Consider the following 14,987-nt stretch of genomic DNA (forward strand, 5'->3'; position numbering starts at 1 on the left):
TCCCAAAGTCTAATTTGTTTGTCCCAAATACCACTAGCGAGAATATTTAGTTTAAAAATCAAACCAGACATTTTGGCTACTCCCTTTTATTTGAAATTCCTTCCCACCGCGCTACTTGCTGTTTAACTTCCTCCATATCTAAATAATCGTAAACAAAAGCTTTCCGTAAAAGTGGATGAGGAATAAATTCATCATACTTTTGCATTTCCGGTGCTTCCGCCGAACTAACTAAAGCCTCTGGAATAATTCTTTGCTCACACAAAGAAATAATTTCTTGGCTAACATATTTAAACTTATTTTTACCTAATTTTAGCGTCACATAATAGGGATTAACCCCACCAATACTACTAATTTCCAAAGATTCCCGACAAAAAGTATTAATTAATCTGACTAAAGTACGATAAGCAACAGTTCCCATCCAAGGAAAAATACAGCATTTACCTTTTTCTAACTGCAAGACATTCTGCTTATCTAATCCAGCTTTCTGCACTAGCTTGCGGACTGTCTGTAAACGTTGACGTGCATTATTTTGCAAATAGCTATATTCTAAATCCTCTAGTAAAACCTGCCGCATTCTTTGCAAAACTTTAGTATGAATCGTACCACCACCACCACGCCAATAACTTGTAGCCTTACCATCTACTTGCTTAACCAAAATATTTTTTTTTCTGAAATCAACTTCTAATACTTCCCAAGTTCTCCCAGCCAACGCAAATTGATTACCAACTGGAGGCGGCATAATAATACTACCAATGGCTGTAGTCCCTTGCTTAACAGTATATTCCTGGTTATCAGCAAAGACAGCATAAAACTGAAACTTACCTACTATTTTTTCGGACGATACACCCAAAATTAATTTACCTTGTTCAGTCCGTTGAATGTGACCGATATCAATTAAATAGCGCAACAATAATTTATAATCTTCCTGAGAAATAGCAGCAAATGGGGGCAGATTTAAAACCTGTTTAGCCAGCGCAGCCGGAGAAATTGCCTCTGCGGCTACCAAAATACTCATTGTTTGGTGATACAGCAAACTTAAAGGATATTGAATTGGCTTAATTGGTTCAATCCAACGTTCTTCTAAATAAAGTTGAATAATAGCGATACACTGTAAAAGTTGCCAAGGAATTTGCTCTGGTAAAGATGCTTCTGGTAATACTTCATCTTCACCACAGACAAAACGCATATCAGCAGCTTCACCTCTTCTTCCTGCGCGTCCCAAACGTTGTAAAAAACTCGCTACTGAAAGGGGTGATTCTAACTGAATAACGCGCTCTAAATTACCAATATCTATACCTAATTCTAAGGTGAGAGTAGCAGCAGTTACAGCCGGTTTATGAGGCTCGCGCATGGCATTTTCTGCCACTTGGCGTAAACTAGCGGATATACTGCCATGATGTACATGATAGATATCTGGTAGTGATTGAATAGTAGCAATTTGGCGCAAAGATGCAATAATCGATTCCGTTTGGGTACGATTATTTGCGAAGATTAAACATTTACGAGATTGACTCAAATTAAAAATATATTGCTCATAGTCTGTTGCTTCTTTTTCATCATGTTTAGCAACATAAAAATGTTCTACTGCTAGTTTAATTTGGCGTTTTCCTGCTTCAACCTTGGGGGTAATGACTTGTTTATCAGTTCCAGAACGCAACCAATCTTCAGCCATTGAGTAATCACCGAGAGTTGCTGATAAACCAATGCGTCGAGGTTGTGCTTGCGTTAAATTTACCAAACGCTGCAATTGACAGATAATCTGACAACCGCGTTCAGTACCCATAAAAGCGTGAATTTCATCAATAACGACAAATCTTAAATCACCAAATAAGCATACTAGTTCTTTGTGTTTATTGACTAATAAACTTTCTAAAGATTCTGGCGTAATTTGCAATATACCTTGAGGATTTTGTAGTAGCTTATTTTTGCGACTTTGAGCCACATCACCATGCCAATGGTAAACAGGAATATCGACTGATTTTAGTAAATCATTGAGACGTTCAAACTGGTCATTAATTAAAGCTTTGATAGGGCCAATATATAATACACCTATAGTTTTGCTAGGTTTATTATGTAAAACAGTCAAGACAGGTAAAAATGCTGCTTCTGTTTTCCCCGCAGCTGTAGCAGCAGTAATTAATAAATGAGCATCAGTGTCAAATATCACTTCACAAGCGGCTGTTTGAACTGGTCTTAATTCCGTCCAGTTATGATGATAAATATATTCTTGAATAAAGGGTGCAAGTCGGTTAAAAGCATCACTCATATTTGTTCTTTCACAGTTAGTAAGATTCTACACCTCTGCATACTTACCCTGCGGTAACATATGAAATCTCAGGACTAAAGTCCTTACTACAAACTAAATTCGGCTGCATTATCTTCATCCAAGGCTGTATTTTTACCCACAGCAGTAGGCTTGAATTTAGCACCATGAATTAATTCACTAAACTGAATGTTTGGGTTGTGATGTAAGATATTCAACACACTAATAAAATCTCGGATGATTTCTCCTGGTGTGAGTAATGCTTCCGCACCCAAGCGGTTGACTATTTCTCCGACAAATTCCTTTAATTCCCGACTATTCAAAGTCTTGTCATAACTAAAATGAGTAGCATGAATCTCTGTTAAACGTTGCAGAAGGGTGAGAATTTCTGCTTCACTCAAAGGGTTTAATCTGATAACTGGCCCTAAAAATTCTTGCACATCAGCTTGGATAGCAAATCGGCTTTCTTTGGTGCGTCTGCGCCAAGCTTGGTCTGCAAATAGTCCTCGGTTGGGGTCTTCTAAAAATTTGGTTGTCCCACCAATGAAAATCCCTAAATGTTCTGCTTTGCATTGCATCGTGTCATTAAACATTGCTAGCAGTCTGTTATAGTTTTTCTCACGAGTGACTGTAGTTGAGATTTGGTAGATATTGACGGCTTCATCAATTAAAATTAATAGCCCTTTATAGCCAATTTCCGCTATAAATTTAGCTAAGAGTTTGATGTAGTCGTACCAACTATCATCATCAATAATAACGCGCACCCCTAATGCGGCTTTGGCTTCAGTTTTGGTATTAAATTCGCCTCTTAACCAACGTAAGGCAGCATTTTTTAAGTCATCATTATCTAAACGATAACCACGCCAATAAGCAATAATTACAGTACCAAAATCAAAACCATGAACTAGGTCTTCTATATACTGGACAACTTCCCTAATTTTCGCTTCAATTTTGTCATCAAAACCTTCATCATGGGGACGTAAATCACTTTCTTTAACTACTTCTTGTTGAATTTTATTAATCCAACCTTCTAAAATCGAAACTAATGCACCACCATCAGGACGAGTTTTAGTAGAAAGGTGACTCATTAATTCTCGATAGGTAGCCAAGCCTTCATTGTTACTTCCTGCTAGGCGACGTTCTGAAGATAAATCAGCATCAGCTACCACAAAACCCTGCTCAATAGCACGGTTACGAATCATTTGCAGCATGAAGCTTTTACCAGAACCATAGTTGCCAATTATAAAACGAAATGCGGCGACACCTTCGGCAATATCATCGAGGTTTTGTAATAGGCTTTTAAGTTCTTTTTCTCGACCAACGGCTATTTGTTCAACTCCTATTCTGGGAACTACCCCTGCACCTAGGGAATTGATTAAAGCAGTTGAAGTTTTTTTCGAGAGTTTGAGCTTTGCCATGTATTTTACTTTACTTGATGTCAATGCAGAGGTCAACAGATATGCCTATAATAATGATTATCTTACAACGTGTCAGAATATTTTAATTTGATGAGGCGTGTCTAGTCATAAGGTTTTCATATAAGGCAATCATTTTTTTGACATGACTGATATGTTCTTGATGAATTTCGGGTTTTTCCAAAGTTGTTTCAATGATTAATTCACCTATAACATCACTAGCACGTTCATTGATAGAGTCAATTAATATATTGGGCATAGTAATGTTAGCTTCGGAAATTTTTTTAATAGTTGGATGAGGATTATCTTGCTCTACTATTGCTTTTAATACCTGAAATTCATGTCCTGGTAATTGATTTAAAAATCTATCCCATGTTTCAGGTAGAATATCAGATTCTACTGTTTCTATTAAGTCGGCAAAAGGAAATACTTCAATATCTTCAACTTGTGGGTTTTCAGATAAAGGTTCTTGGTTAAATGTTCCTACTTGCTGGAGTAATTCCCAAACTTGGTTTTGTAATAGGTCACGTTCTTGTTGTAATACAGAAATTTCATTTTTCAATTGCTGTAAATGTTCTTGTTGTTGTGATTTTTGAGTTTGTAAGGAATTTATTGTGGCTGTTACATCATCTTTTTCATGCGCTGTCTCTAGTAGTATTTGATTTTGTTGATTTTTTTCAGCTTCTAAGTTTTGAACTTCTAGCCGCAATTCGTAAAGCTTTTCTTCTAGTTGCGGTTTAATTCTACCTAGCAGGGTTAAATTACTCTCTATTTCTTTTTGTTCTTGTTTTAATTCATATATACGGGTTTGTAATTGGTTGATTTCCGCATGGGAGGTATTGTAATGCAATTCGAGGCGACGTTTTTCTGATGTCAGGGCAGATAAAAAGTTATGCAATTCTGCTTGATTTTGTTCTAAGTCGTAAAGTTCGGTTTTTAGATTGCTAACTTCGGATTCTAATTGTTTTTTTTGTGAGGCAAAGTTTCCGAGTTCTCTATGTAGACTATCTCTTTGATTACGACATTCGAGGATGTGATTTTGTAGTTGTTTTGTTTCGTTATAAAGTAAATTACGATGAGCTTCTATTTGCTCAATTTCTTTAACTACGCGAGATTTTAGTCCTTCCCTTTCTTTAATACGTTTGCGGAGGGAGGATAAAATTAGGAGTTCATGAGTTCTTCGCCGCCTATCTACGAACAAGGCGGCTGAATAGGTAGCAACTACGGTGATTACTCCGGTGAGGAAAGCTTGGTTAAAATCCCATTTGGGGACTAGACTAAGACCAAAACTGACACTAAAGGCAACTATGCCTAGGATAAATCGATTGCTGAACATGACTGGCTGCATATTGCTGATTTTTGAGGCATAAGGCAGGGGACAGGAGGTTTTTAGCTTAGTACAGCTTTGCCAATTGAGGGGGGAAATTTAAACGCAGAGGGTCGCGGAGGTAAGCGCAGAGGTGCGCGGAGACTTCGCTACGCTGTACTTTATTCCTATAGTTAGTTTGGGGTTATTGTGATAGTTTACTAAGTTGTGCAATTTTTCATGGGTTATGCCACGCTATGCTAACGTAATTTCTTTGTTTTTATGATTTGATGTCTAATTTATGGTTATTTTCTCCAAATAGTGATATTTCTGCTTTTAAATAATTAATGAATTGCTGTGCCGTTCTCCCAGACCGTCCATTATGACGTGTAGCCCATTGTAAGGCTTGAAATTCTAAGTCTTGCTGGTCGATGTTAATTTCGGCTTGTGATGCGAGATGTTGCACAATTTGTAAATATGTTTTTTGATCTGCCGACTCAAAGGTTAAAGTTAAACCAAAGCGATCGCTAAACGAAAGTTTCTCCTGCATCGTATCCCAAGCATGGATTTCGTTGTTATCTTTGGGGGTCGGTCTATCGCCAAAGAATTCCCGAATCAAATGGCGACGATTAGAAGTAGCATATACAACTACATTTTGTGGTCTAGCGGTTAAGTTTCCTTCTAAAACTACTTTTAAGGCTTTAAAAGCATCATCATCTTCTTCAAAGGATAAATCATCGACAAAGATAATAAATTTCTGTGGCAAGCCTCGCAACTGTTCTACAATAGTGGGTAGATCCTGCAAATCCGATTTTGCCACTTCTAATAAACGAAGATGGCGATCGCTATATTCATTTAATAAAGCCTTGACTAAGGAAGATTTCCCTGCGCCGCGACTACCATACAGTAATACGTGCAGTGCTATTTCCCCTGATAATAAGAACTCTGTATTTTTAATTAGGGCTGCTTGCTGAGACTCATAACCTACAAGATGACTTAGCTTCACTGGGTCAGGGTAAGGTATGCCGATAAGTTGCCCCGTTTGCCAGCGTAATGCCCGATATTGGGCAAACAACCCTGTACCAAATTGCCGATAGTAATTTGCTAAATCTTCTATTACATTTGCCCAGTGTTCTGAATGGTGCAGAGAAAATGTTAATCCTGCTTGTATAGACGTGTCATCTGGTTCGACGTACCACACCACAGGAGACACGGCTAAATGCGCTACACTTTGCACCCATTCACTCAAAATAGCACTGCTACATTCATAAAGGCTCTGTAATAGTTGTAAATCATGCTGGGCTGCGGTTACTAAAGCTGGGGGTAAATCTTTAAAGTCTCGCTGTTGTGCAAGTCTTGTGAAGGGATTTTCCGCCATGAGAATTTGGGTAATGAGGTAGTCTTCCCAAGTTTGCTGTTTATCGGCTAAGGCGTGAAAGTAACTGCCGTAAGCTTGCAAACAACGCCGTCCATCAGCATCAGTGTAGCGGATGGCTTGCAGCAATTCTAAAAAGGCAATGCCTACTTCGTCTTGGAGGACAGATTGATAAAGTAAAAGTGACGCTGCTTGGCGTTGGAGAAGTTGAACTTGGGCATAGGAAGAACTGCTGGCCGTTTGCATGGCTGGATTATCCGTCAATCAACAGGGGTAATGTAGCTTATGGTTAATTGTCTGCTGGACTGGGTAGCAAAATCAAAATCTACATAGGGTTTAACCATGAATTTAAGTATAATTGCTGCGATCGCCTATGGTATGTTAGCGATTATTGGTGGCATTATTGGCTACTTTCAGGCAAATAGTCAAGTTTCCCTCCTCAGTGGTATAATTAGCGGTTCACTATTAGTTTTTGCCGCTTACTTGCAACTTCAAGGACAAGCCTGGGCTTTGATTTTAGCAACTTGCATCACTGCTGCTTTAGTCATTTTCTTTGCTTTAAGATTGGCTAAAACACGCAAATTTATGCCGGCTGGATTAATGACTATTTTCGGTATGCTGGCACTGACAGTCATGGTAAGGCAGCTTTTTACTGTTGGGTAGCAATTTTTCCCCTCCTAATAGTACATTTATATTACTCTACACCAGAACAAAAGCTAGAAAAGATTTTTTTTGTGAAATTTGGCGGAAAACTCCATCCCGTCATTACTCGCCGCTTCGCTAAGAATTAGTGAACCGTTACCAGTCACTTGATAACTGTTCACTGATTTAACTCCCCATGTCTAAAAACTACATAAATATCCGGTTTTTTAAACTTCATGATGATAAATAAAAATAATACCCTGTGTCATATTCATGGCATTGAGTATCTAAAAGATACTAAGTACCCTTGTCTATGAGTAATCACCTTGATTTTACATATATAGCAAAGTCACGTTAAATATAATACGTATATTAACTAAGTACGAAAAAAATCATGCTTGATATGTCTACTGCACAATCAAAATGGCATATGAAAATACAAAATAATCTCTAGTGCAGAAACTCATAGCATTTGCTTACATCTATCTTGAGATAGTTATTGTAGTAGATACTGACTAAATCAGACAAAAGATATAAATTTTAAAAACTATCATTAACTACTATTTATAAATTGTTTTTTGCGTAAAATATAATACAAAGCTAGAATAAAGATAAAACTATAATTCAAGTATTATAAAATAATTAATCCCGTCCAGTAAAGCATTATGAGTATTCAATAGGTTTAATAGGTGAACAACACATACTTAATTATCGTTGTATTTTTTTGATAAAATTAAAATATTTGCATGATTGAAAATTATAGTAAATCAATAATATTCGATTAAAAAATATCAAGTAAATACTCTCTATCTATTTTGAACAACCAAAAATATTAACTGTAAAGATTTAGTAGGGAAAAGAGAAAATATTAAAGTAAAAATAAAGGGAACTATTGCCATATTGGCAGGTTTGAATCAAAGAGATGAGATATTAATAGAGTAGCTTAAGAAAGAATTGTTATAGAAATACTTGTTGTTATCTACCTCTATTGCTAAAGCCAAAACAAGCCTGAAATTCAGAGATTTATCGGCAATCTTACGAATTAGGAAATAATATATGTTATCACCACTATCTTCTCACAATGTTATCCAGTATCTGCACACAGCAGGTCTGTGTAGCTTATTAGATGGCACTTTTGAGAGTATTAAGTTGCCAGAAACTAATAAGAAGAATCGTAATTTAGTGGTGAAATTAGGAGATAATCGCCAACTTCTAGTGAAGCAAGAACATAAGCATGAAACTGATGGAATTTCTCATGAATTGTTTAACGAATGGCTTTTTCAGGAATTACTTCAGCAATTTCCAGTTTTAGGTAATATTTCTGCTATTGCACCATTAGTGCTACATTTTGATGAGGAAAACTCCATCCTGGTGCGTAGCTATCTCAGTGAATATCTAGATTTAAGTAACTTTTATCAAAACAACAATATTTTCCCTGTAGAGATTGCTACAGCCATTGGTACAACATTAGCGTCCCTACACCGCGCTACTTTCCAAGGTAAGGAATACCGTGATTTTATGGCGACTGCACCCCAAGGACAGTTTCGCTATAGCTTTTACAACCCAGCACAAGGGATAGACTCGATTACTCCAGAGATTTTTAGTCACGTTCCCAGCGAGTCAAGGCGATTCTATGAACTCTATCAACGTTACGAGAGTTTAGAAGCTGCAATTGCTGATTTAGCCTATGAATGGAATCCTTGTTGCTTGACACACAATGATTTAAATTTGCATAACGTCTTAATTCATTCTCGATGGAATCAGTTAGATAACTGCTTAGTAAAATTAATTGATTGGGAAGCTTGTGGATGGGGAGATCCAGCTTTTGATTTGGGAACTATGTTGGCTAGTTATTTAGAAATTTGGCTTTCAAGTTTGGTGATAGATGCAACATTGGAGTTAGAAGAATCTCTACAATTAGCTATGACTCCATTAGAAGATATTCAACCCTCATTAGTAGCTTTATTAACGGCTTATTTAAATGCCTTTCCCATGATTTTGGACTATAGTTGTGATTTCTTGGTACGAGTTATCAAGTTTACAGGATTGGCATTAATTCATCAAATTCAAGACAGTATAAAAAATTGCAAGTGCTTTGATAATTCTGATATCTATAAGTTACAATTAGCCAAAAATATTCTAACTAAGCCTGAGCAATCTATAGTCAGTATTTTGGGAGTTGATGAGTCAGTAATTGTAAGTTCTATAGGTACAATGAATACAATACCACAACCAGAAAAAGAGAAGCAACTAGTTCGCCTGTATTATGAAAAAACTCGCTTGCGTGGCTGCTAAATAGAAGGCAGAAGTTAGAATTAATTAATGTAGAGTGGGTTTCAACAATCAAATCTGATTACTCTACTTTGTAGGTGTTAAGTCTGAATTTTCAATTGATTAATGCTAAATTACTCTGCTAAAACAATGCTAAATTCCTTAATAGATATTGCTACCAATATCCAAATTGAGCCGAATTTTTGTATCTACCATCCTAATTACCAGCCTTTTGCTTTACCAACTAAAGTAGCAGATAGATTTCAGCAAAATTCGGCTACCCTACAACATAAATATCTCAATTTATTATTACGTAATTTTATTTACGGTATCTATTATAACGGGGTTTTGCAAAGCAGCTTGGCAGTTGATAGTAGTAATAGTAATTACCAACTCCCACAAAATTTAGCAACTAATTCTGTTGTGGGTATTGATTGGGAATTTTATGAACAACTGCAAGCTAGCAATCATGGTAGAGGTTATTTTGACCCTAGTTGGGAAGTGCTGCGAAAAGAACCTGATGGTACTATGGCAGTGACTAAAGATGGTTTAACTTTATATATTGAACCAGATTGTCACCTCAAACCTGGAAAAAAATCCGCCCAAGTTGGTGAATCAGTAGCGATTTGGATGCCGAATAATCGCTTGCAAAATGGCTATTATCTAGCTGTGAGTGATGTGGGACAGGAACAACAAGGCAAACCAGATGTAAATTTAGGCACAGGTAGAATCTATTTTAACTTTACCGTAGATGGTGCGATCGCGCTGATGGATAGTTTAACCCAGCAACTTAATGCCAATACTATCCCTTTTACCTTTCAAGTTCTCTACAACCCCAGTGCCTATGAACGCTACGATTCTGGGTTACTCTACTTTGAGCGTCACGACTATCCAGCGATTCACAAAATTTTACAACTTGTCTATAAAGAAAATCAAGCTTATTTTCAGCCAGAAATCCCTTTATTCACCAAGTTTTTAGCCCCAGGTTTAGGACTCGCGGAAGAACCTACTCAAAAATTTACCGCACAAGAAAGTTTTGGGATGAATCGTTGTCAAATCTTAGCTAATGCTTTGTTAGAAGCTTGGCAAAAAGGTAAGAATGCTGTAGAAGAAAGGATGAAAGCCATTCATCAACATTTCCAAGATCATTCCATCGATTTACAGCGTCCCTACCTTAACCCTACCTCTGAAGATATATATTCCCCATTAAAGTAATTTGTATTGACATTGCAGTAAAATTAACCAATAGAGCAGGCTTGTTGCCTGCTATTTTTTTATTTTTGAATTTTGAATTTTATTTATGTCTTTTAGTTATCATCGCACTGTTCGCTTTCAAGATACAGATGCTGCGGGTGTAGTCTACTTCGCCAATATTCTGAGTATTTGTCATGAAGCCTATGAAGAATCTCTGAGAACATCAGGTATCAATCTCAAAGATTTTTTTACTAATCCCCAGGTGGCTTTCCCTATTGTTCACGCTAGCGTAGATTTTCTTCGCCCCGTATTTTGTGGAGATAAGTTATTAATTAGCTTAATGCCACAAAAAGTGGGGGCAGAAAAGTTTGAAATTACCTATGAAATATCCTTGAATGAGGTAGTAGTTGCTAAGGCAATTACTCGACACGTTTGTATTGATGCGAATAGTAGAAATAAGCAAGTATTACCAACTAATATTGTCCATTGGTTGGAACGCAATCGCAGAGAAATAGAAGAAGCGGAGAGAAGAAAAGCTAGAGAAGTTATTGCATGAAATAATTAAATCCCCAACTCCAATTGTCTTTAATTTTGAAGTAATGAGTGATAAGTAATAATTACTGAGTATTACTCATTACTCATTACTCATTACTCATTACTCATTACTCATTACTCATTTAATGGCACTATCAATAATTATTCTGCGCCGTAACACACCCTACTGTATTTTTTATTTTTTGAGAAATTCTGTAGCTATTTTTTGTAGTGTTTGGCGATTGACTTTTCCTTGGGCATTACGAGGTAAGGTATCTAGAGAAATCCAGTATTTTGGTATTTTAAATTTGCTAAGTTGACTTTTGAGTGCAGTTTTAATTTCTTCTGGATTAATATTTGTATTTTTAGGAATATAGACGGCTGTTAATGCTTGTCCCCAATCTAAATCGGGTATACCAATTACACACACATCAGTAACTTTTTGCGTTTGCAGTATAGCTGATTCTACTTCTGTGGGGTAAATATTTTCTCCGCCTGAGATGATTTTATCGCTGTTACGTCCAACAAGTGTTAAATAACCTTGCTCATCTAAAAAACCTAAATCATCTACTACAAAATCATGTTGATTGTTCCAGAAATTGGGGTAATAACCAAGGGCTAAAGATGTAGCTTGAATGCTTATATTGCCTATTATATTAGCTGGTGATACTTCTTTCTGAGAATTATAAATCTTTACTTGAGCATGAGGAAGAATTTGACCACTGCTATTTTTACCACTTAAGAAATCATCTGGTTTGAGGGTGACAATTTGGGAAGCTGTTTCTGTCATGCCATAGGTTGGTGCTAATCGAATACCATGAAATTTGGCTTTTTCTAATAATTCATCCCAAGCAGGCGCACCACCTAAGAGAACAGTTTTAAATTTAGCTAGCCATGCAGTTAATTCTGGGTTTTGTAGCAGTCTTTGTAATTGGGTAGGTACTAAAGATATGAAAAACTCTTGAGGGTTAATCTGGTATTTTTGATCTAGTTCTATTGATTTAAAAGGCAAAATTACTAGTTTACCGCCAGTGATTACAGCACGCATAAATTGCATTAAGCCGCTAACATGATACAACGGTAAAATACAAAATGAATTTACTTGTTGTAGCTGAAAATATTCTGTAAATCCCTGCACTGATGCGGTGAGAGTTTCCCAGGTGTGCATGGCAAATTTAATCTTTCCCGATGAACCACCGGTGGGAATCATTATGAGAGGGGACAGGGGACAGGGGACAGGGGACAGGGGGAATTGAGTTTCATTCCCCATACCCCAAATAATATCAGGTTGTACTAAGTTAAATACTTGATGCCATTCTTGTTCAACCCAGTCGGGGTTACATAAAAATACTTGGCAATTGGCTGCACACGCGGCGATGAATCCCGCTAAAAATTTGACTGGTTCTCGCTCGGCTAGGATGATTTTTAGGGGTTGAATATCTGTTAATAATTGGCTAAGTTCGGCATATAGTTTGGTGGCGATTTGTTGAAGTTCTTGGTTGTCATCACCAATTAGCAAATCATGGTGAATCAAGTTATGAAAATAAACTTTCTGGCCAGGTGTCATCTTCTGCTTGGGTAAAAAAGTGATTGATGCCGAAACCAACAGCCCTATTGTGACGGGATAGTTCTGCTGCTATTCTGAGTGCAGCAAGTCTGGCGATCGCAGTTTCAAATACTGATGAAAATACTGCGTCAATTCCATGCTGTCGGCAAAATCTTCTTAAACGCGAGGGAGAACCCGCAATGGCTGGTTTAATCACGAAAATTCCTCGCCAACCTTTTTCATAACAATCAGCAAGTTGCTGGAGTGTGGCGACGGATTCATCTAATGCGATCGCAGTATCATAACACTGACTCAATGTCAAAATCTCGAAAAAATCTGTCACAGGTAGCGGTTGTTCGATAAATTCAATTTTCACAGTCAATTCTGGATTTTTTCGCAGATTATCACAAGTTTTTAACCATAATTCTGCTTTTTCATAGTTCAATCCACCGTTAGCATCAAGTCGCAGTTTGGCGGAATTTGGTAAGGCTTGCGTTAGTAAATCAAATACTTGCAGTTCTTGACTAATATCATCTACCCCTATTTTCCATTTAAACGTGCGGTATCCCTGCTGCCAAAGAGTTTGCCATTGATGTAAAGCTGCTTCCCCAGATGGAAGTAAGGCACTGTATTGGGCATTGGTGGGAGACAAGGGAGAAAATTCTGGAATTAAGTCCCTAGTCCCCATTTCCTCTAATGCTGACTCAAAGGCGAATTGACAAGCTGGTAAATCGTCGGGAATAGAGAAAATATTTGCTGGTGTGATTTCTTGGGGGAGTTGGTGACAAAAATCTAAAGCTTGTTCTAGAGTTTCCGAACCGAACCAGCTAATGGGGGCGATTTCTCCCCAGGCGACTTTACCAGTGGAATCACGCAACCTGAGAATAATAGCTTCACGAATTTCCCATACACTATGACTAGTAATTAGCGACCGCGTAAATTGCCGTGATATTAGGCGAAAATCAAATTGGTACATAATACGGGTGTAGGGGTGTAGGGGTGTAGGGGGAAGAAAGAGCAGCCAACCTAACCCTTGGGTTAAAAGCCCTGCTCCTTGGAGCAAAGGTGTTTGGCTCTTTTTCAATCCCCCCGTCCAACACCTTCAACCCCTACACCCTTACACCCTTACACCCTTACACCCTTACACCCTTACACCCCTAATGAAACGCCGGCGATCGCAAATCCTACACCAAATAACAAGCAACTCCAAAAATGCACAGCTACAGCAATGAATTTACAATTACTGACTTTTTCGGGCTGGTTGTGATTTTGTTGGACGTGGCGACACAATTTGAAGGCGTAGGGGAGACTTACCCAACTTAACAGTGTCCATACTGGGAAAATGCCCAATACTACACACAGCAAGGTGAGTGGGTAAATGCTAGCTGTTAACCAAGTGAGGACTTTTGCACCTGTGGCTGTACCTAAACGGACAATAGGCGATCGCTTGCCGGCGGCGATGTCATCTTGAACTTGGTGAAAGTGTGAGCAAAATAAAATTAAACTGGTGACAACGCCAACAATTACTGACGCAGCTAAACTGGTGATTGACCAAGTTCTGGTTTGGCTGTAGTATGCGGCGGTAATGCCCAAAGGGCCAAAGGCGAAAAAGCAGAGAATTTCACCTAAACCTTGGTATCCTAGACGGAAGGGAGGCCCTTGGTACATATAGCCCAAGGCGCAGCATAACAGAATAATGCCGATCACCGTCGGGTCTTGTTGCCAGGTAGCGATCGCTAATATCCCCAACAAACCCCCAATCAAACACAAATTCCCTAACCAAAATACTACAGTCTTTTTACCAGTTAGATTCACCAGCGAGTGGTGTTTATTTATATCAATACCTGTTTCTGAATCAAATACATCATTACTGATATTTTCCCACGCCAAAATTAAAATTGCGGCGGCTACAAAAGTAGAAAATACTGCTATATTAAAACTTTTATTTTCCGCAAATGCTACAGATGTGCCAACCCAAATCGGCATAATTGCCACGCTGTACATTGGTGGTTTAATTGCCGCAATCCATAATTTACTCTGGGGACGGGAAATTTGTTTTGTAGTCATCAGTCTAGATTAGTTAAATTACTAAAAATTTACTCATCTTGTGTTCATTCTGCGTGATGCTTAATATACTTTCTATTTAATTAAGCGTATTAGATAAATTATCTACACCCACTCAGCACTTAGCACTATGTTTCATCTACTTAACAAAACTTAGGGGTTAAATCCCCGGCTTCTATCAAGCTGCAAGTGTTGTGGCGGGGTCTAAATCCCCGTTACAACACGTAATTGCGAATTGCGAATTGCGAATTGCGAATTGTTGTAACCTCCCCGTGGCAAATTTTACACTTTTTGTTTGCAGACTAAGACCAAGCATAGCTTGTCATGGTTTATGAACACCATCAACAAAGCACGCCATACTCTGGTGAAATGGTGAC

Annotated in this window: 11 protein-coding genes; 4 read left to right on the top strand and 7 right to left on the bottom strand. The window is 37.8% G+C overall.

The genetic code is table 11. From position 1 onward, the window contains the following. Window positions 1–76: 76 nt before the first annotated feature. The 4 genes from L6494_RS07790 to L6494_RS07805 all read right to left on the bottom strand — a co-directional run bounded on the left by L6494_RS07790 (window position 77) and on the right by L6494_RS07805 (window position 6,605). Entirely contained in the window at window positions 77–2,266 is a 2,190-nt protein-coding gene (locus L6494_RS07790) for a DEAD/DEAH box helicase (protein WP_237993504.1), read from the bottom strand. 86 nt (window positions 2,267–2,352) lie between these two features. Further along, entirely contained in the window at window positions 2,353–3,681 is a 1,329-nt protein-coding gene (locus L6494_RS07795) for an ATP-binding protein (protein ID WP_237993506.1), read from the bottom strand. A gap of 82 nt (window positions 3,682–3,763) precedes the next feature. Continuing rightward, window positions 3,764–5,026 (bottom strand): tellurite resistance TerB C-terminal domain-containing protein, encoded by a 1,263-nt coding sequence (locus tag L6494_RS07800; protein ID WP_237993508.1) that lies wholly within the window; start codon window positions 5,024–5,026, stop codon window positions 3,764–3,766. A 238-nt stretch (window positions 5,027–5,264) separates the two neighbouring features. Then, a complete protein-coding gene (locus L6494_RS07805; RefSeq protein WP_237993510.1) occupies window positions 5,265–6,605 on the bottom strand; it encodes an ATP-binding protein in 1,341 nt (446 codons plus the stop codon). Window positions 6,606–6,701: 96 nt separating this feature from the next. On the opposite strand from L6494_RS07805, the gene L6494_RS07810 reads away from it, so the two are divergent. The 4 genes from L6494_RS07810 to L6494_RS07825 all read left to right on the top strand — a co-directional run bounded on the left by L6494_RS07810 (window position 6,702) and on the right by L6494_RS07825 (window position 11,022). Beyond that, window positions 6,702–7,022 carry a TMEM14 family protein gene (locus L6494_RS07810; RefSeq protein ID WP_237993512.1) on the top strand — a complete coding sequence of 107 codons (321 nt, stop codon included), beginning with the start codon at window positions 6,702–6,704 and terminating at the stop codon, window positions 7,020–7,022. A gap of 1,035 nt (window positions 7,023–8,057) precedes the next feature. After that, a complete protein-coding gene (locus L6494_RS07815) occupies window positions 8,058–9,296 on the top strand; it encodes a phosphotransferase family protein (RefSeq protein WP_237993514.1) in 1,239 nt (412 codons plus the stop codon). 102 nt (window positions 9,297–9,398) lie between these two features. Then, window positions 9,399–10,487 carry a T3SS effector HopA1 family protein gene (locus L6494_RS07820; RefSeq protein ID WP_237993516.1) on the top strand — a complete coding sequence of 363 codons (1,089 nt, stop codon included), beginning with the start codon at window positions 9,399–9,401 and terminating at the stop codon, window positions 10,485–10,487. An 85-nt stretch (window positions 10,488–10,572) separates the two neighbouring features. After that, window positions 10,573–11,022 (top strand): acyl-CoA thioesterase, encoded by a 450-nt coding sequence (locus tag L6494_RS07825; protein WP_237993518.1) that lies wholly within the window; start codon window positions 10,573–10,575, stop codon window positions 11,020–11,022. A 174-nt stretch (window positions 11,023–11,196) separates the two neighbouring features. On the opposite strand, the gene L6494_RS07830 is transcribed toward L6494_RS07825, so the two are convergent. The 3 genes from L6494_RS07830 to menA all read right to left on the bottom strand — a co-directional run bounded on the left by L6494_RS07830 (window position 11,197) and on the right by menA (window position 14,613). Beyond that, window positions 11,197–12,567 (bottom strand): 2-succinylbenzoate--CoA ligase, encoded by a 1,371-nt coding sequence (locus tag L6494_RS07830; protein WP_237993520.1) that lies wholly within the window; start codon window positions 12,565–12,567, stop codon window positions 11,197–11,199. Then, window positions 12,536–13,522 (bottom strand): o-succinylbenzoate synthase, encoded by a 987-nt coding sequence (locus L6494_RS07835; RefSeq protein ID WP_237995892.1) that lies wholly within the window; start codon window positions 13,520–13,522, stop codon window positions 12,536–12,538. Before L6494_RS07835 ends, L6494_RS07830 begins: the two co-directional genes overlap by 32 nt. 173 nt (window positions 13,523–13,695) lie before the next feature. After that, window positions 13,696–14,613, bottom strand: coding sequence for a 2-carboxy-1,4-naphthoquinone phytyltransferase (gene menA, locus L6494_RS07840; protein WP_237993522.1), 918 nt, complete (start codon window positions 14,611–14,613; stop codon window positions 13,696–13,698). Window positions 14,614–14,987 lie beyond the last annotated feature (374 nt).

The organism is Nostoc sp. UHCC 0870, from assembly GCF_022063185.1.
Taxonomy (GTDB): Bacteria; Cyanobacteriota; Cyanobacteriia; order Cyanobacteriales; family Nostocaceae; genus Trichormus.

What these genes read in the sequence shown, in the direction of transcription:
- L6494_RS07805 (WP_237993510.1), bottom strand. Translation starts at nt 6,605, where the DNA reads ATGCAAACGGCCAGCAGTTCTTCCTATGCCCAAGTTCAACTTCTCCAA.
- L6494_RS07800 (WP_237993508.1), bottom strand. Translation starts at nt 5,026, where the DNA reads ATGCAGCCAGTCATGTTCAGCAATCGATTTATCCTAGGCATAGTTGCC.
- menA (WP_237993522.1), bottom strand. Translation starts at nt 14,613, where the DNA reads ATGACTACAAAACAAATTTCCCGTCCCCAGAGTAAATTATGGATTGCG.
- L6494_RS07820 (WP_237993516.1), top strand. Translation starts at nt 9,399, where the DNA reads ATGCTAAATTACTCTGCTAAAACAATGCTAAATTCCTTAATAGATATT.
- L6494_RS07830 (WP_237993520.1), bottom strand. Translation starts at nt 12,567, where the DNA reads ATGACACCTGGCCAGAAAGTTTATTTTCATAACTTGATTCACCATGAT.
- L6494_RS07795 (WP_237993506.1), bottom strand. Translation starts at nt 3,681, where the DNA reads ATGGCAAAGCTCAAACTCTCGAAAAAAACTTCAACTGCTTTAATCAAT.
- L6494_RS07810 (WP_237993512.1), top strand. Translation starts at nt 6,702, where the DNA reads ATGAATTTAAGTATAATTGCTGCGATCGCCTATGGTATGTTAGCGATT.
- L6494_RS07790 (WP_237993504.1), bottom strand. Translation starts at nt 2,266, where the DNA reads ATGAGTGATGCTTTTAACCGACTTGCACCCTTTATTCAAGAATATATT.
- L6494_RS07825 (WP_237993518.1), top strand. Translation starts at nt 10,573, where the DNA reads ATGTCTTTTAGTTATCATCGCACTGTTCGCTTTCAAGATACAGATGCT.
- L6494_RS07815 (WP_237993514.1), top strand. Translation starts at nt 8,058, where the DNA reads ATGTTATCACCACTATCTTCTCACAATGTTATCCAGTATCTGCACACA.
- L6494_RS07835 (WP_237995892.1), bottom strand. Translation starts at nt 13,522, where the DNA reads ATGTACCAATTTGATTTTCGCCTAATATCACGGCAATTTACGCGGTCG.